This is a genomic window from Streptomyces sp. NBC_00234, assembly GCF_036195325.1.
Classification (GTDB): Bacteria; Actinomycetota; Actinomycetes; order Streptomycetales; family Streptomycetaceae; genus Streptomyces.
In genome coordinates this window covers 8,051,982-8,068,396 of record NZ_CP108101.1, presented here as the reverse complement: position 1 = coordinate 8,068,396, position 16,415 = coordinate 8,051,982, and the positions used below count along the sequence as shown (strand labels likewise).

Sequence of the window (16,415 nt, the reverse complement as noted above, 5' to 3'; positions counted from 1 at the left end):
GTTCGGTGGCCAGGACGACAGTTCCCCTGCACACGGAATGAGGAAATCCCTGTTGCCGCCTCAGATCCGGTAGGCGCCTGCCGGTACACCACGGGCGACGCCGTACGGAGTCAGAGCGAGGATGCCGGTTCCCGCGACAGTGAGTCCGGGCCGATGTCGAGGGGGCTGGCACCGAGGGAGCGGGCGAAGCCGATGGAGTATTAGTCAAGACCTGCGGCCCGGTGCTGCGCTCGCTGGAGATCCCCCAGTTGGTACGCAAGCAAAGGCCAACAGCCGCTCCCTTTGATCTCTCGCCCTGACGCGCGATGCCCCGGCATTCGAGCCGTAGGGTGTGCGGGTGCCTGCCCCCAGAGCGATCTCCCGAGCCGCTGTTCTGCAGAACCTCTTGACTGATCACTACTCCTCTCCGATCGCTGTCGACCGTTGGGAGCGGCTGGAACCCTGGGCCGTAGCCCGGGTGGGGCTGCGGGGCGCTGCCGCTCCACGCTCCGTCGTCGTCAAGTGGGTAGAGGCTGACCCGACTGAGACGAGGGCCGCCGCCTGGCGGCTGCGCACCGAGCATGCTGCGCTCCAATTCCTCGGCGACGTTGTCGGGGGCGGCCTTGCCCCTCGCGTCATTGCCGCCGACATCACCGCCGGGCTCCTGGTGCTCGAAGACCTCGCACCCCGCGTTGCCCTGGACCAGCTGCTTCGGCGCGACGGAGCGACGACTCACAGCGAGCGGCTGGCCGCCTTCTCTCACGCCCTCGGTGAGCTGGGCGCAGCCACGGCCGGGCAGGCTGCGGCCTACTACGCGCGCCGAGCCGCGCTGGGGCCGGTTGATCCGGCTGCCGACCGGGCGGGACGACTCGCGCGGTTCCGGGAGGGAGCGATCGAACACGCCATGGCGCTCGGGGCTCCACTTGCCGGCCGGGCTGCGACCGAACTAACTGCCTTACTTGATGAGTTGCACGAACCAGGCCCGTTCCTCGCCCTCAGCAACGGCGACGCAGAAGCCAACAACATCCTCCTTCACGCTTCCGGGCCGACCGACGCCCGCCTCATCGACTTCGAGTTCGCCGACTACGCACACGCGCTGACCGACGCCGTGTGTCTGCATGTCCCTGGCCCGGCATGGATCACGGTGGGCGACCCAACCGCCACAGGTTTGGCTGACCACTACCGCCGCACGCTGGTCCGCGGCATCCCGGAGGCGGAGGACGATCGCCGGTACGGATTCGGCCTCGCCGCGGCCTGCATGTCCTGGGCGCTGGTCCGTCTGCAGCGGTTCCCCCTGCTCGACACCCGGTCAGCTGGTGACGACAGTCGTCTCCAACTCATCGAAACACTCGAAGCCGCAGCCCGCACCGCCCAGTCCCACAGCACCCTGCCCCACCTCACCGCGTGGATCCGCCGCATCGCCAGTGTGCTGCGTTGTCGCTGGCCAGACTCTGATCAGGACTTCCTCGACCCGATGAGCTTCCCGCCCTATCGAGCTCGGCGCTGACGAGTAAGCGCACCCAGGTCGGCCTGCGCGAACCAGGTGACTGGAATGAAGCAACCAGGCGCAGCTCCGCAGTCGCAGCACGCGAAAAGAAGACGCTTCTTGCTCAACCGCCCCAGGGGACTGGGCGACCGGACGACAGAACCCGAGGACCACAGGACGGGTCTGCAAAGATCACTCCGTGGAAAACACGGGTGAGAAGCCGACATGCATAGCGTTCGACGCCCTGGAGGGATCGGGTACCACCCGGACCGAAGCCCTGCGGGTACTCGGTGCCGACACGGCCCTGCACGCGGAATGGATCATGGGGCTCGCGGTGAACCCCGCTGCACCGTCTTCGGTTCTCCGGCGCGTCTTCACGGTCGACCCGCTGCCCTGTCCCACGTCGTGGTTGGCCTATCGGAAGCTGTCGTCCCAGGTGGCCATGGCCGCCGTCACGCACACCGATCCCCAGGTCCGTCGGATTCTCGCCGAGAACCCGTACCTGCCGCCGGAAGCGCTCGCCGTACTGGTCGACGATCCGGACCCGAAAGTGCGCCGCTACGCGGTCTTCATGGCGACCGAGTTCGGCGTCGAGCTGCCGGCAGATGTCGTCCTCCGGGTCGCGACCGACCCCGAGGCGCGGCTGCGCTACAGGGCCACGGCTCTGATTGGCCTGCCGGACGAGACACTGCTCTCCCTGGCCGAGGACCCCGACCCGCGCGTCCGGTCCGCCGCCATCGACTCATGGAGCTGGCCCCGGCTACGCCCGGAAGTCCGGGCCGCGGCCGAGGCCGACGCCGATCCCCACGTACGCAAGGCGGTCGAACGCGTAACCCGCGTCGACGTGCCGCTCGCGGTCACGGTCGAGGACTTCCTCGCCGAGGAGGACGACAAACGGCGCCGGGACGCCGCGTTCAAGGCACCCGTCGAACCAGCGCTGGCGCGGCTCCTCGTGGCGCACGAGGACGACCGGATTCGCCATGCAGCCGCCTGCAACCGGCACATCCCGACGGCTCTCGCCCTGTCGTTGGCCACCGACGGGGTCGCCTCGGTCCGGCTCGCGGTCTCACTGCGTGGGGATCTCACGGAGGAGCAGCGGACGGCGATCGACTACACCGTGTCCGAGGGCCGCCATCCGGTGCCCGCCTGGGTCGAGGAACGCCTCGGCGATCCGGACGCGCTACGGGAGATCGCCGCCTCGTCCCACGTCCTGCTGCGCCGGGCAGCGACATGCGCGCCGGAACTGCCGGGCGACGTGGTCGAGAGGCTGGCAGGCGACGAGGACTACTACGTCCGGTTGATGCTGTGCGAGAACAACCACGCCCCGCACGAACTGCTCGTGGAGATGTTCGCCGACTGGCAGGGGTTGAGCTGGGGCATGCTGGCCTTCCGCCGGAACTTCGCCCGCCCGGGTCTCGCCCGGTTCGCGGAGGACCCGAACCACCGCCTGCGGTACGCGGCACTCTTCGACCCCGAGGCGCCGCCGGAACTGGTCGAGCGGCTCTCCTATGACGAGGACGCCATGGTGCGCCGCCAGGCCGTAGGCGATCCGCGCCTGCCCCACGCGCGACTGATCGAGATGCTGGGCGCGGGCGCCATGCCCACGACAGCGGCCCGCAACCCCGCCCTGTCCCCGGAGCTGATGCACCGACTTCTCGATCTCGCCGGCGTCGGCAGCTAGAGCCCGTCGTCCGGATCTCGAGGCGAGTGCCTTCGACACGTGGAGAGAACGATCAGCAGTCCGAAGGCAGCGAACGCGGTTCCTGTGCGGGCGTAGTTGAACGCCTCCCAGCGAGCCAGAGTCTCGGCGTGATCGGCGGGTGCCGAGGTGGTCGCCCACTGCTTGATACGGCCGTTGTTGGGGACGTTGCCCGAGACGGGTGATCAAGAACGACGCGATGACGTGAATCCCAGCCCCTCCAGCCAGGCGCCGTGAAGTCCCACGCGTCATGGCGGCGAGGGCGCTGAGTGCCGGTGCCGCCCTGGCAGGTACCGCAGCGCCGTCAGAACGCGGGTTCTGGCACCAACCCTGTGGTCACGCAGCAGCAGTTGCCGGGGTCCTATAAGGACTCGTCCGCGGAGGGCGATGTCTCTACCCTGAGTCGGAGCGGGGCTGCGCGCAGACCCGCAGGTTGCGGTGCCGTGGCAGAGCGGCCCATTGCGATCGCCGTGGGCGAGGTCCCTCTCACGGCGACTGACGGAGACGGGGCGGGCCTGCTCCTACCTGTCCGCGGGTTCGAATCCCGTCGGCACCGCAGCCGACCTGGGCTTGATTCAGCGCACGGAATTGCCATGTCGGCAAGGTGCACAAATGGTGAGCCGAAGCCCATTCCCGGGTTCTGGCTCACATTCCGTGGAGTGATTCTGCGGGCCCCGGCTCGACCGGCGAGCGCTGAGAGATGTTCCTTGATCCCACAAGGCTGAGGGTCATGCTGTGTCCACTTCGGCGCCGATGGCACCGGCCGAACGAAGCGAACGCCCGAGGTCTCCAGTGAGGATGCGAGGGTGTCGCCGCCACCACCACAGGTCGAGGCCAGGCAGCCTGTGAAACTGGTCGAGTGCTTGGCCATCGTCGTCGAAGGTCGCGGCCTTGTACCGGTCGTCCAGTGCCTTGATCTGCAGGGTCCAGAGCTGGACGATGTGTTCGTCCAGGAGAAGCCAAGCCTCGTGGAGCCAGTTTCGGCAGTAGAGGTCGTTGGTGTACTCGTAGATGTCGTCGCCGTAGCCGCGCTCGATGGCGGTCACCAGGGCGGCCCACGCGTTCACCCTTTCAGCGACCGTGAATGCCGTCCGCCAGCCGCGCTGGTGCAACCGCTCTCCTACCTCGGTTTCAGTAGCCACGGGCGTGAGGCTCTCATGCCGAAACCGTCCTGGCGACCGAGATATATCCCGCCAGAGGTTGGCGGGACCCACAGCGCGATCAAGGCGAGACGATCTCGCCGTGGCTGGTGTGATCACGGCGTCGGAGCCGTCCTGGAGAGCCCCGTTCACCGGGCTCAGCCCGCTGCAGTTCGGGAAGCCTGTGACGGTGCTTCGGCGCGAGGGGCCACTCCATGCCGCACTCGGGCTGTCATAGGCGGGTGAGAGCCTGGGCCGATGGTGATAGAGGGATTTGAGAAGGCACCTGTTGTCGCGGGCGAGGAACTGCTGGCACTTCCGGGGTTCTGGGATGCCTACCTGATGTGGCTGAGCGAGACGGAGGAGTACGACGCCACGCAGGGATGGTTCGGTGTCGACGGGGCCGATGCCGACGCGGCCTGCGATGCGCTGAGCGACGAGGACCGCTGGCCCGCATTCCGGATCCCGTTCGCAGGCGGCCACACCGCAGTGGTCCTCGGGTGCAACATCCCCGAGGATCCGGCGACGGAGTACTTCATCACCCACCCCGAGTGGAGACGGTACGGCCACCTGGCCACCGTCAGCGGGCACCAGGCCGGGCCGGGGCTCTCCTGGCGGGAGCTCCACCACATCGCCCGCACGCCCGACCTCACAGCCCCGGGAGTCCACGCCGCTTACGCACGGCTGCTCCTCTTGCTGCCGGCTCTCGGCGACCAGGACCTGCCCGAGGAAGCCGCAGGGGTCGTCGGCGACGCGCTCCTGCGTGCCGGCGTCAGCTCGGCGCTGGCGCCGCACCTCGCGGAAGCGCTCCTCGCCGACCACCCCCTGTGGGAACCGGCTGCATGGACGCTCCCTGCCGTCTCTCCGCTCTCGGACGACCCGGAGGTGTTCCAGGGAATCCTGCACTGCGACGGTGTCATGAGTCCGCGGTGCGAGACACACCTCGCCCAGGGCATCACCCGGGAGCAAAGTGCCCGATTGGCACAGGCACTCGGGACGCGGCCCGCCGCATGACCGGCACACTCACCCCGCCCGTAGCCCACGACCGGACGTGCGTGCGGGCGGACGAACGGACGGACAGCTGAGCAGGCCGCCGGAACCGGGCACCCGGAGGGTCAGTTGCCGAGTGCCAGTCTGATGCCGAAGACGCCGATGACCGTGCCGGTGATCCGGTCGAGCAAGCGGCGCGCCTGGGGTTTGCGGAGCCAGCCATGCAGGACGCGGGCGAAGCCGATGAGGACGGCCGACCAGAGCAGACCGGTGAGGATGTGCACCGTGGTGAGCAGGAGACCCATCGTGAAGTGGGGTACGCCCGGAGGGATGAACTGGGGCAGGACCGCGACGTAGAAGGCGCCCATCTTCGGGTTCAGGAGGTTGGTGAGCGTTCCCTGCCGCCAGCCGCTGCTGACCGAGTCCGCGTCGGCCGTCAGGACAGAATCGTCCAGGTCCGACGCGGGCAGGCCCCGGAAGGTGTCCCGGAGCATGCGGGCCCCCATCCAGATCAGGTAGCCGGCCCCGATCCAGCGCAACGCCGTGTAGGCCAGGTGGGAAGCGGTGAGAAGTGCGGTCACTCCGAGTGAGGTGAACGCTCCCCACAGCAGGGTGCCGGTCTGGATTCCCAGGACGACGCCCCAGGCTCTCCTGCGCCGGCCGAGGGCCGACGTGCGCAGGATCAGCGCGGTGTCGAGACCGGGAGTCAGAGTAAGAAGCCCTACAACGAGGGCGAAGGACCACAGGGCTGTGCTCATTGCCATGGGATGCCAGAATACCCCGCCGGACCTGCAGCGTTGTTGGCGGGGGTAGCCGGAAATCATGCACGACCAGCACCAGGATCTGCCGTCGGCTCTGTGTGCCCACTCCGACGTCCGCGCGACCCCGGTCCGGGCGCCCAGGAAGGAGTGTCGCTGGGCGATGACCTTGTTCGAGGGCGAGAGTCTCTTCATCGAATGCTCTGCCGGCCACCCCTGTGCTCCGGGGCGGTGCAGGGCACAACTCGCAGGAGGAGGATCGTCCACATGACTGGTTCGAAGCCGGCAGCCGATCGCAGCCCGGAGGCCCCGGTATGGCCGCTCATCCATGCTGAGCGAGCGGCGTTGGTAGCCGATCTTGCGGATACGTCGGACGTTCAATGGGCGACGCCGTCACTGTGCAGTGGATTGACGGTGCGTGAGGTGCTGGCACATCTCACTGCGGCGGCGAGCCTCAACCCGGTGCGCTGGATGGCGGGTGTGATCCGCTGCCGATTCGACTTCGACAAGCAGGTAGCAATGCGGCTGGCCGAACAGCTCGGGGCGAATCCGGCCGAGACACTTGAACGGTTCCGGCGCGTTGTCCCCAGCAGAACCAAGCCTCCCCTCCCGGCCGTCGCCATGCTCGGCGAGACGATCGTGCATGCAGAAGACATCCGGCGCCCGCTGGGCATCCACCGCGACTACCCGATCGAGACGGTCACACGGGTGGCTGAGTACTACCAGGGATCGGATCTCGTGGTCCTTGCCAAGGGACGCATCGGCGATCTACGACTCGTCGCGGATGACGGCCCTTTCGAGACCGGATCCGGGGCGCTGGTGTCCGGTAGCACCGTGGCCCTGACGATGGCCATGACCGGGCGCGAGGTATATGTCGACGACCTGGAAGGCGACGGTGTCGAGCTCCTCCGCGAGCGCTGCGGAACGGCTCGGTAGCAGTTCGGCAAGGAAGTCGCAGTACCTCGTCCGGTCCTTCGTGGCCGGATCGGCGATCGCCCGCCGAGGCACACCCGCACGCGGTTGACCTGCACATGGTGATCCAGCAGCCATTGACAGCGGCACCGAGTTCTACGCAGGGTGATTGTTCGGACAACTGGGGTGGGGACGTGTCACAGCAGCAGTACGTGGAGCGATGCTCCGAGCTTTTCGAGGTGGGTGGCTACGCCGCTGTCAGAACGACGGCGGAGGCGGGACTTGCGGAGGTCGGGCCGGATCCCGTTCTCTTCCGCTGGCTCGGACAGGCCCATGCCGCGGAGGACGAGGACGACCACGACGCCGGGGCCGAGACCGCGTACCGCAAGGGCCTCGCGCTGGCGCAGGACGATCTCGGGCTCTTGGTGTCGTATCTGGAGTTGTGCCTTCGCGCCGACTCCTTTACGTACCCCGGTCGTTCGAACCGTGCGGCGGGCCTCCAGGCGAGGATCGACGAGTTGGCGCCGGCCGGGTCGGAGGAACGCCGGCGCGTCGAAGACGCGACGGGCTGGGCGGGTCGCGGTTACTGGGACGAGCTCAAGACGGGCGCCCTCCAAGGACAGGCTCAGCAGGCCGCCGTTGCGGAACAGAGCGTGCTGGTCTCCGACGCGCTCCGTCGTGCCGCCCTCGGCGAGCCCGCCGGGGCGGCCGAAGAGGACCTCCAGGCCGCCGAACTGGCGGCGGCGGTCGAGCTTCTGCAGGGGCCGCTGAACGCACCACTGCGCCTGCTTCTGGCCCATCGGGTCGCAGCGTACGTACTGACATTCGCTCTGTCGTTCGGCGTGAACAAGGCCCTGGTGTGGGGCGGGGTGGTGGACTTCAGTCTGTGGGGCTGGTTGTTCTGGATTCCGGTGCTGCTCGCGGAAGCGAAACTCCGTCAGGCCAAGCAGCTGGGCCGGGAGCGCGTCATTGCCCGGATGCAGGAGCGCCATCAGCAGATGGACACCGCCTGACCTTCAGCCTCCTCGCCGACACCGGTGCGTGGAGGGCACCACCCCCGGACGCCGGCCGGCAGTCCGGATCCCGCCCGCACCCCGCACGATGATGCCCTCCGGAGCAACAGCGACAGCCTGCCTCCGTGACAGGGCGGGGCAAAGGCACGCACACATCTCATACGCACCGGGCCGGTAGGCGGGGCCGGGCGCGGAACCTCGCCGAGGAGGACCTCACATGACCGGTCGGCATCCGGCCCCGCGCAGGACGACTCCAGCACGGAGACGCTCGGATCTCACCCAGGTGAAAGCCTGGTGGCGGAGGCTGGGCGGCGACGGTTTCGTCGCCCTCCCCCCTCCGACCCGGAACCGCTACACCCAGACCGACGGTCATGGGGATGCGGCCGAGCTGTTCGCCGCACAGGGGCTCGGAGCGGACACCTCGTTCGCGTACTGGCACTGGCAGGCGCACAGCGCCTTCGACGGATCCGGCGCCCTCACCCGCGAACTGATGCTCCACTGGGGCGGTGACCACGCCACCGTAGCCGCCGGCCTCGGATGCGGCCCGGAGGGCTACCAGGTCGTCGACGGCGGCCCGCAGGGCGCCTTCCGGCTGGACCGGATCACCCACCGGGACGACACCGGGCTGCCCGGCCCCGGGGACCCGGCCGGCGTCCGCCAGTTCCTCCAGCAGCTCGACACCCCGATCGATCGCAGCAGGCAGCCTCACCGGTACCGGGCGCTGACCGACATCGAGGCCGCCTGGCTCCACGACCGGCTGCGCGAACCGGTGACCATGTCCGCCGTCGCGGGATTCGCCACCTCGCTGGAGCACCGGGACGCGCTCACACACGACGAGGTGGCACGGCTGCTGCCCCGGTGGCGGGAGGAGTACGCGGGGCGGCTCGCCGAGTGGGTGGGATGGCAGCCGCTGCTGCACGCGATGCTCCGTCACGACCACGCCCTCGTCGGGGACGTCGCCGCCGCCGTCGGATCCCGTGCCGCACGGGTCATCGGCCAGGTTCCCTCCGAGCGGGGCCTCACCGCCGTACGCCCCCTGGCGCTCACCGGCGACGGTGCCGCGATCAGCGCGTGGCTGACGGTGCATACGTCGACCCGCGAGCCCGACCGGGTACGGGCCGCGAACACGCTCGCCGCGGAACTGGTCGGACAACGTGCCCCGCAGCGATCGATTCGAGCCCTCTTCGCCGCACTCAGCGCGGCAACCACAAACGAGTGGAGGGAGTACTCGGGGGCGGATCGCAGCGCCCGCCAGAGCTTCGCAGCGCTCACGGCCGTCCGCTTCACCAGCGACGAGCGCCTGTCGCACCCGCTGCGTGTGGCGGCTGCGGACGCGGCCCGCGACCTGGTCGCGCATGTGCGGGAGGAAGCCGTACGTCTCGGCCCGGCCTACGGCGATCTCACCGGCACCGCCGCGACGGACGCGCTGGCCGCCGCCGACCGGTACGAGAGCGTCCGCGACGGCCTGTTGGCCGGCAGAGGCCCCGACCTGACCGTCCGCGAGGGCGCGTTGTGCGACGTCTGGAGCCGCTACCGCGCGCTCACCGACGCCGACATCGGCTGGCTGCGGACCCAGGTGGCCGACGAGGAGACCGGCATGCAGGGAGTCGCCTTCTGTCTCGAACTCCTCTACGCCCACGGCGCGGCGACCGAGGCCGAGGTGGAGGCGCTTCTGGCGCGCTGGAAGAAGGACCTGACCAAGCAGTACCGGACCACGTACACCGAGTGGCGCCACCCGCTGGTGACCCTCACCTGCCTGGCGCTCGACCTCGGCCACCCCGTCGCCACGGAGCTGGTGGCCTGGTGGGCGAAGCCGCGGCCCGTCTGGAAGAACAAGCTGCGGCTTCTGACCCACCTCGGCGCCCCGGACGAGGCCAAGGCCGGCGAGCTGTGGGAGTTCATCGCTTCCGGAGCCCACGACGAGGGCCATCTGATGACCTGGGTCCTGATGCGTGCCAGGCTCGACAAGACGCCTCCGCTGCTGGTGGCCGACCGCCTGCTGAGCGAGTCGGCGGTCCGCGGGTACGTCCTGAACCGGGTGCTGATCGGAGTGGCGGACCCGGCCCAGCCGTTGTGGCACTACTCCATCGACCAGCGCAACTGGGGCTGGTGGCAGCGCGCGCAGGTCGTCGCGGATCACCCCGAACTGTCGCCCGAGGCGCGGGCCGTCGGGCTCCTGGCAGCCCGCGAGCACTGCCTGATCCGCTATCCGGACCAGGTTCGCCCTGCCCCGACACCGTCCGGCATCACGGCGGCGCGGGCCTGGATCGATCAGCGCGCGGGCGTACGGGACCTGCCCGGCGAAACAGGTTGACCCGCTCACGCGCCGCGCCCCGACGACAGCGCGGGGTACGGGTCACAAGTCACGGGTCACGCCCGAGGCTTCGGCCGCGCCGCACCACGCCGACCGGGGTCGGAAACCGGATGCGGGCGGTGCGTGCCGTGGTGTGTGATCGAGGGCATGGCGATGGTGTTGAGCAAGCCGGGAGTCGACGGGCTGAGCAAGGCTGTGAGCGTGCTGCGGGAGTGGCAGGACGACGGGGCGCCGATGCAACTGCATCCGGGGGACCTCGGCTGGTTCTGGCGGGCAGGTGCGGACGCGACCGCCGCGGCGGTCAGGACGTGGAGTCGGGACGGAGAGATGCTCGCCGTCGGGCTGCTGGACGGTCCCGGGTTGTTGAGGCTGACGATCGCGCCACACGCTCTGCGGGAGGAGGAACTGGCTCAGCAGCTGGTCGAGGACGTGACCGACCCGGAGCGCGGCGTGCTGCCCGAGGGGAGGGCGAACATCGAGGCGCCGACGGGTGCACTGGTCCAGGAGCTGCTGGTCGAGGACGGCTGGAACACCGACGAACCGTGGACGCCGCTGCGCCGCGACCTCACCGAGCCGGTGAATGACCCAGGTGTACGGATCGAGGTGGTCGGCCCGGAACAGGCCCACGTGTTCGTCTCCGTACATCGGGCAGCGTTCGACGGGTCGCGCTTCACGGACGAGGGCTGGCACGCGATGGCGACCGGATTGCCGTACACCGACGCCCGGTGTCTGGTCGCGTACGACGACCAGGGCAGCGCCGTGGCGGCGGTGACGGTGTGGTCGGCCGGTCCGGGCAGGCCCGGGTTGCTCGAACCGATGGGCGTGCACCCCGAACACCGCCTTCACGGCTACGGCAAAGCGATCAGCGTCGCTGCGGCGTCCGCACTCCAGGAGCTGGGCTCCTCGAGCGCGATCGTCTGCACCCCGAGCGCCAATGTCGGCGCCGTCGCCGCCTACACGTCGGCCGGCTTCCAGCAGTGCCCCGAGGTCCGGGACCTGTACCGGGACTCCTCCGGAGAGTCCCGTTGAGCAGGCCGTGCATGTCGCCGGACACGGGTCGGCGTTGTCATGCTCCGTCTGTCCGCTCGCCCTGAGGGTCGCCTGTTCGGTGAGCCGGGATGGCACGGGCAGGAGCGATGATTTCCGCAAGGATTCGATGAAGGGCAGGTGATCATGGTCGACCGACGGCCAAGGTTGGTTCTCGTGTGCGGTCTTCCCGGTGCGGGGAAGACCACGGTGGCAAGGACTCTGGAGTACGAGCTGTCCGCGGTCCGCCTCTGCCCGGACGAGTGGCTCACGGAGCTGGGCTTCGACCTCTTCGACGGTGCGGCTCGGGACCGGGTCGAACAAAGCCTGTGGCGACACGCCCAGGCTCTGCTTGCTGCCGGAGTCGTCGTGATCCTGGAGAACGGCTTCTGGGAAAGGTCTGAACGTGACGAGAAGCGGCTCCGCGCCCGAGGGCTCGGAGCCGATGTCGAACTGCGCTACCTCGACGTGCCGATGGAAGAGCTGGAGCGGCGTATCGCTCTGCGGAACCAGGAACCGGGTTCGGTCGTGCTGACGAACGAACTGCTCAGAAGTTCGCAGAGTCAGTTCGAGGCCCCGACGCAGGCCGAGCTGGACCTTTTCGACCCGCCCCTGGCTTAGGCGCTCTCCTCTGGATCATGCCGGGCTCGCGGGGGCCGGCATGATCCGGGCGAAAGACCGAAGGCGCCACGTTCGCGGTCACAGTCGAGGCAGAACTCGTTGCCCTCGATGTCCTGCATGACGAGGCACGACTCGTTCTCGACATGGGATCAATGCTCGCGAACGCTGAACCCATCAGCGAGCGAGAGCCGGACCTCTCAGCAGCCAAGCCTCACTACCGAATTGAAGAAGCGTCAAAAGGAGCACGTACAGCGCGCCCAATCAAGCGCAAATCAGGACGTTTCCTTTCAAGTGATTGTCGCGTACATGCAGTACAATGCGCCTCTGGAATCCACTCGGAAGAGAGCATTGTGAAGAAAGCGCGCATATTTCTCGTCATGGCATGCACTCTCATGGTCGCTTCATGCGGGGGAAGCAGCACGTCCGTCAACACGTCGAAGCTGACCGACCGGGAGAAAGAATGGGTCGAGTTCTCCTACGCCCATGAAAAGAACAAGGAAATCAAGCAGACGTGGGAACAACTGCCCGCTGAAGGCGTGAAGTCCTATGTGAACGAGCAGCGCCCCCGCCTGTGCGGCGACACGGCGGCACTCATGCAGAGCCTGAAGGAAGCGGGTTACGAGGCAGGTGAAATGCAGGAGTACAAGGAAAAGACCGCAAAGTTCCTCTGCTGACCCCTGTACAGCGGATGGCCCGTCAAGGCGCTCCAGGGGCAGACCATCGCTCGCAGAGCGAAGGTCCCTGCCGTAGCCGGCAGGGACCTTCGCGACCGGAAGCCGGCTACGGCTCTACGCCACCGCGCCTCCGAGAATTCTCAGCGAGTACGTGTCGTACGCCCGGTGCAGAACCATCACGACCGGCCCCGAGACGAACACCCCGCTGACGACGTACTCCTTCTTGTTGCCGGTTTCGGCGACCTTCTTCTCGTACAGGGCATCGGTCTCCTTCTTCGCCTGCTCGAGCCACGAAGACGCCTTGCCGTGATCGACTCCCGCCACGTCCAGTCCAGTACAGGCGGCAAGGAAGCCCGGACCATCGGATTGGTTCGCGCCGGTCTTGCACAGAAGAGACGACATGTCCTCGTGATCGGCGTACCCAGCCGAAATCGTGACGCCGCTTCCGCCGCGCCCGTGGACGTACGTCCTCTTTTCCCCGTCGGGCATCTCCTGCTCGACGGGCTCGTCCAGCTTCAGCTTCCAGTCCTTCGCGAGCCCGGCGAGGAATTCCTTCCCTGTGTATCCGGTGGCCATCGTGTCCACCTCACCGAAAGCGGGCCGCTTGTCGCCGGATACCGCGTGCTTCGGCAGATCGGCTGCACGCGGCGCCGTCCGTGTCTTGGACGCCGACGCCGACGGATCAGGCACTGCTGCCTTCGGACTCTCCGACGCTGCCGTTCCGGGGCTGTTCTGGCTGCAGGAGGCGGCTCCCGCCATGCCGATGACGACGGTCATCAGCACGGCGGGAACGCGGATGGCGGCGCGTATCACAGGCCACCGTCGACGAGGGCGCACGCGCCCGGATCGGCGGAGTTGAACGGAACGAAGGCGATCGCGTCGAACACCACGTTGTCGTCTCCGGTGCCGCCCTTGTGGATGTTGTCCGCCTCGATCCGGCCACCCTTCCAGAAGCTGAAGGTGCCCATCTCGAACCAGGTGTCCTTGCCCGCGCTGCGGGTTCCCTGGTTGACATTGCAGTAGTCGGGTTTGGCGCCGCTCGTGTTGTCGCCCGGGATGAAGTCGTACCGGACGACCGCTTCCGCGCCGTGGCTGGGCAGGTGGAGATAGACCTTGTAGCGCTGGCCGGGCTGGTCTCCGGAGGGGAGCTTCTTCTGGTTGACCTGCCACCGGCCGGTGACCCGGTGGAAGGGCTCGGTGTATTCGTAGCTGTGCGTGAAGTAGACGTGGTGGTCGTACCCGGCGCCGAGCTGGTGAAGGTCGATGGGCGCGATGTAGGGGGTGGCGCGGAAGGTGCCGTCGTCCCTCAGCGTGGTGATGCTGTCACCGGCCTGGAGGGTGAACTTGCCGTCGTCGGCCGCCTCGAAGTCCCCGCAGTCGTAGGTGTCCTCGTGCTCTCCGAGGTCATCGACGATGATGGCGTTGGTGTAGACGCTCGGGTGGTCGATGCACGGGCCGTGACCGTACTTGCTCTGGAGTTCGGGTTCTCCCGAGCCGAGCGAGTAGCTGAGATTCTCGGTGCTGGAGTTGCCGGTGCTCTGCGGGCCCATCCAGTCCACGCTGCCGCTCCAGTAGCAGGCCGCGTCCCAGCTCGGGCACGGGTCGGCCGCGGCCGCGTCGCACGCGTTGATGGACGGGTTGCAGAACAGGGTGCGCGGCGGGGCCTTGACGATGCCGAGCGGCATGGTCGGCTCGGAGTAGGACTCTTCGGCGTCCCAGGTCATCTGTGGGACTTCCGCCCAGCCGAAGATCTTTTCCGAGTAGTTCCAGTCGCCGGGGTGGGAGGCGTCGTTGTAGCTGTAGCGCAGGAACGGCTGCCGGTCGGCGGGGTAGCGCGGGTTGATCGGGTTGTTGAAGAAGCCCAGGCCGACGGAGCCGGAGGTGTAGACGCCGGAGTTGTAGCCCCAGAGCGCCATGTACCAGTTCTCGATGTAGGCCGGGCTGCCGTTGTTGGTGTTCATGCCCAGCGCCTTGAGCTGGTTCCACTTCTCGGCCAGGATGCCGAGCCCTGCGGCGATGTTCGCGGCGTAGTCGGTGGTGACGGCGCCGGCGCGCAAGGTGTCGAACTGCTCGGCGTGCTCCTCGGACATGCCGGTGGTCACCTGGGCGATGCCGTAACCGCAGTCCGCCTTGGCCCGGTTGGGGTAGCCGTGGATGCCGTTCTCGTTGCCGTACCAGTCGGACTTGGTGACGTTGCCCGAGTCGCCGTTCATGGAGTGCCAGGACGCCTGCTTGAAGTTGGACTCCTGGGCCATGATGCCCAGCATGACCTGTGCGGGAATCTCACCTCCGCCGCTCAGCAACGGCTTGGGGAACAGGCCCTGCGGCGTGTAGGCGGCAAGGCCGGTGTCGTGCCAGTCCTTCGGCCGGGACACCGTCAGCTCGCCGTGGACGGCCTGGTCGACCGCCCACTCGACCATGTTCGCGCTGGCCTGGAGCGCCTGGCGCTTGGGGTCGTTGCGCTTGACGATGCAGGGGCTCTCCATCTCCCCGACCTTGCCGTACACGGGCGCACCGGACCCGGACAGGCACTGCGTTTCCGGCATGCCCTCACCGCAGGTGGCAGGATCGTCGTCGTCGTCACCGGCCACGGTGTACGCGGCCGGGTCGACGGGCAGCGAGGAGTCGGGCTTCGGCCGCTTGAGGTCGGCGTCCACGAGCTTGGTGGCCTTCGCACCGGTCTTGAGCGCGGTCGCCTCGATGGTCAGCGATCCGACGCCCTTCTCCGAGGGCGAGCCGATGCTCGTGGTGATGCCCTTCATCTGCTCCGAGAACACCGAGTTGGTCACCAGGTGACCGTGACGGGAGATCCCGGCCACGCGGCCGTCCACCGCGTGCTTGGAAAGGCCCGGGGCGGTGCTGGTGTCGATTCCCTTCACGTCTCCGACAACCGCGTCGCCGCCGGCCACGGGGAGGAGCTTGACCTCCCCCTTCGGGGCGCGGCCCAGTTCGGTGAACTTCTTGCCGTCGAAGCGGGAGATGACGCTGCTCTTGCCGTCGACGGTGCCGACGTCCACCGTGCCGTTCTTCGACGCGGTCAGCGCGAACATCGGGCCGGGCACCGCTGCGAGCTTGCGGGCGGACAGCTTCTTGCCGTTGCCCTTCAGGTCGACGAGGTTGCCGGCGAGCACGCCGACGGTCCCGTTCTGCGTGGGCGTGACGTGCGTGAGGTAGCCGTCGACCGTGCGGCGGGAGGACACCGATCCCGTGGCCGCGTCGACGGATGTCACCGTCGTCGAACCGGCGGACGTGTCGGTGGCCGAACTGGAGGTGAACGCCACCTCGTCGCCCGCTCCGCAGCCCGGCGTGAAGTACGCCAGTTGCACCCGGTCGGGAACCTCGGTGACCTTGCCGTCGGAGAGACGGATCACCGCGGCGAACGCGCCGTTCTCGTACGCGCCGGGCTCGTTGGACCAGGCCGACGGGGCGTAGACCGCCGCCGCGTAGTTCCCTGACCCCGTGGTGCAGACGTAGCCCGTCCACGGGCCGACCTCGGACAGCTGCTTGCGGTTGAGGCGGGCGATCTCGTAGAAGGAGAACCCGTCGCTCTCCCTCGCCGCGAGGATGTGCAGTCCCTCGGCGTCGCCGGTGGCCTGCACGATCGCGTCAGCCGAAGAGGCGTATCCCGATCCCAGGTCCTTGCTGGGTGTGGCGAACAGGCGCGGCGTCGTGCCGTCCGCGGCGGTCGAGGCCACCGTGGTGTCCGCGGAAGTCAGCGGGACCAGAGCGGCGGATGCCGCCACGACACTCATGGCTATGAGCGGGTTGATGGAGAAGTATCTTCTGAGGCGTCTTGTGCGCATG

General features: G+C 68.2%; 13 protein-coding genes, 1 tRNA gene and 1 pseudogene. 11 read left to right on the top strand and 4 right to left on the bottom strand.

The features are described 5' to 3' along the window. The first annotated feature begins 337 nt into the window (after positions 1 to 337). From OG230_RS35365 to OG230_RS35355, 3 genes are all read left to right on the top strand, one after another. Entirely contained in the window at positions 338 to 1,486 is a 1,149-nt protein-coding gene (locus OG230_RS35365) for a hypothetical protein (RefSeq protein WP_328907859.1), read from the top strand. 178 nt (positions 1,487 to 1,664) lie between these two features. Continuing rightward, the gene (locus OG230_RS35360) at positions 1,665 to 3,146 is read left to right on the top strand and encodes a hypothetical protein (protein WP_328907858.1); all 1,482 of its coding nucleotides are present in this window, start codon (positions 1,665 to 1,667) and stop codon (positions 3,144 to 3,146) included. Between the two features lie 455 nt (positions 3,147 to 3,601). Continuing rightward, positions 3,602 to 3,720: transfer RNA gene (locus OG230_RS35355), tRNA-Glu, on the top strand. A 172-nt stretch (positions 3,721 to 3,892) separates the two neighbouring features. Here the strand turns inward: OG230_RS35355 and OG230_RS35350 are convergent. Beyond that, on the bottom strand, positions 3,893 to 4,306 hold the full coding sequence (locus tag OG230_RS35350) for a hypothetical protein (protein WP_328907857.1): 414 nt from the start codon (positions 4,304 to 4,306) through the stop codon (positions 3,893 to 3,895). A gap of 100 nt (positions 4,307 to 4,406) precedes the next feature. Here OG230_RS35350 and OG230_RS35345 point away from each other — a divergent pair. Both OG230_RS35345 and OG230_RS35340 read left to right on the top strand, forming a co-directional pair. Further along, positions 4,407 to 4,511 (top strand): annotated as a pseudogene (locus OG230_RS35345) (IS5/IS1182 family transposase); the annotation flags it as partial. Positions 4,512 to 4,561: 50 nt separating this feature from the next. Then, positions 4,562 to 5,317, top strand: coding sequence for a hypothetical protein (locus tag OG230_RS35340; RefSeq protein ID WP_328907856.1), 756 nt, complete (start codon positions 4,562 to 4,564; stop codon positions 5,315 to 5,317). Positions 5,318 to 5,418: 101 nt separating this feature from the next. On the opposite strand, the gene OG230_RS35335 is transcribed toward OG230_RS35340, so the two are convergent. After that, positions 5,419 to 6,057 (bottom strand): LysE family translocator, encoded by a 639-nt coding sequence (locus OG230_RS35335; protein ID WP_328907855.1) that lies wholly within the window; start codon positions 6,055 to 6,057, stop codon positions 5,419 to 5,421. A gap of 261 nt (positions 6,058 to 6,318) precedes the next feature. On the opposite strand from OG230_RS35335, the gene OG230_RS35330 reads away from it, so the two are divergent. From OG230_RS35330 to OG230_RS35305, 6 genes are all read left to right on the top strand, one after another. Further along, complete coding sequence (locus OG230_RS35330; RefSeq protein WP_328907854.1) at positions 6,319 to 6,987, top strand: maleylpyruvate isomerase family mycothiol-dependent enzyme; 669 nt, start codon at positions 6,319 to 6,321, stop codon at positions 6,985 to 6,987. A 170-nt stretch (positions 6,988 to 7,157) separates the two neighbouring features. Continuing rightward, entirely contained in the window at positions 7,158 to 7,976 is an 819-nt protein-coding gene (locus OG230_RS35325; RefSeq protein WP_328907853.1) for a hypothetical protein, read from the top strand. 217 nt (positions 7,977 to 8,193) lie between these two features. Then, complete coding sequence (locus tag OG230_RS35320; protein ID WP_328907852.1) at positions 8,194 to 10,290, top strand: hypothetical protein; 2,097 nt, start codon at positions 8,194 to 8,196, stop codon at positions 10,288 to 10,290. Between the two features lie 147 nt (positions 10,291 to 10,437). Then, the gene (locus tag OG230_RS35315; RefSeq protein WP_328907851.1) at positions 10,438 to 11,319 is read left to right on the top strand and encodes a GNAT family N-acetyltransferase; all 882 of its coding nucleotides are present in this window, start codon (positions 10,438 to 10,440) and stop codon (positions 11,317 to 11,319) included. 144 nt (positions 11,320 to 11,463) lie between these two features. Then, positions 11,464 to 11,937, top strand: coding sequence for an AAA family ATPase (locus tag OG230_RS35310; protein ID WP_328907850.1), 474 nt, complete (start codon positions 11,464 to 11,466; stop codon positions 11,935 to 11,937). 350 nt (positions 11,938 to 12,287) lie between these two features. Next, the gene (locus OG230_RS35305; protein ID WP_328907849.1) at positions 12,288 to 12,611 is read left to right on the top strand and encodes a hypothetical protein; all 324 of its coding nucleotides are present in this window, start codon (positions 12,288 to 12,290) and stop codon (positions 12,609 to 12,611) included. A 114-nt stretch (positions 12,612 to 12,725) separates the two neighbouring features. On the opposite strand, the gene OG230_RS35300 is transcribed toward OG230_RS35305, so the two are convergent. Continuing rightward, positions 12,726 to 13,424, bottom strand: a complete 699-nt coding sequence (locus tag OG230_RS35300; RefSeq protein ID WP_328907848.1) for a hypothetical protein — start codon at positions 13,422 to 13,424, stop codon at positions 12,726 to 12,728. Then, on the bottom strand, positions 13,421 to 16,414 hold the full coding sequence (locus tag OG230_RS35295; RefSeq protein ID WP_328907847.1) for a transglycosylase SLT domain-containing protein: 2,994 nt from the start codon (positions 16,412 to 16,414) through the stop codon (positions 13,421 to 13,423). Before OG230_RS35295 ends, OG230_RS35300 begins: the two co-directional genes overlap by 4 nt. Between the last annotated feature and the right edge of the window lies 1 nt (position 16,415).

What these genes read in the sequence shown, in the direction of transcription:
- OG230_RS35340 (WP_328907856.1), top strand. Translation starts at nt 4,562, where the DNA reads ATGGTGATAGAGGGATTTGAGAAGGCACCTGTTGTCGCGGGCGAGGAA.
- OG230_RS35335 (WP_328907855.1), bottom strand. Translation starts at nt 6,057, where the DNA reads ATGGCAATGAGCACAGCCCTGTGGTCCTTCGCCCTCGTTGTAGGGCTT.
- OG230_RS35330 (WP_328907854.1), top strand. Translation starts at nt 6,319, where the DNA reads ATGACTGGTTCGAAGCCGGCAGCCGATCGCAGCCCGGAGGCCCCGGTA.
- OG230_RS35320 (WP_328907852.1), top strand. Translation starts at nt 8,194, where the DNA reads ATGACCGGTCGGCATCCGGCCCCGCGCAGGACGACTCCAGCACGGAGA.
- OG230_RS35315 (WP_328907851.1), top strand. Translation starts at nt 10,438, where the DNA reads ATGGCGATGGTGTTGAGCAAGCCGGGAGTCGACGGGCTGAGCAAGGCT.
- OG230_RS35310 (WP_328907850.1), top strand. Translation starts at nt 11,464, where the DNA reads ATGGTCGACCGACGGCCAAGGTTGGTTCTCGTGTGCGGTCTTCCCGGT.
- OG230_RS35295 (WP_328907847.1), bottom strand. Translation starts at nt 16,414, where the DNA reads ATGCGCACAAGACGCCTCAGAAGATACTTCTCCATCAACCCGCTCATA.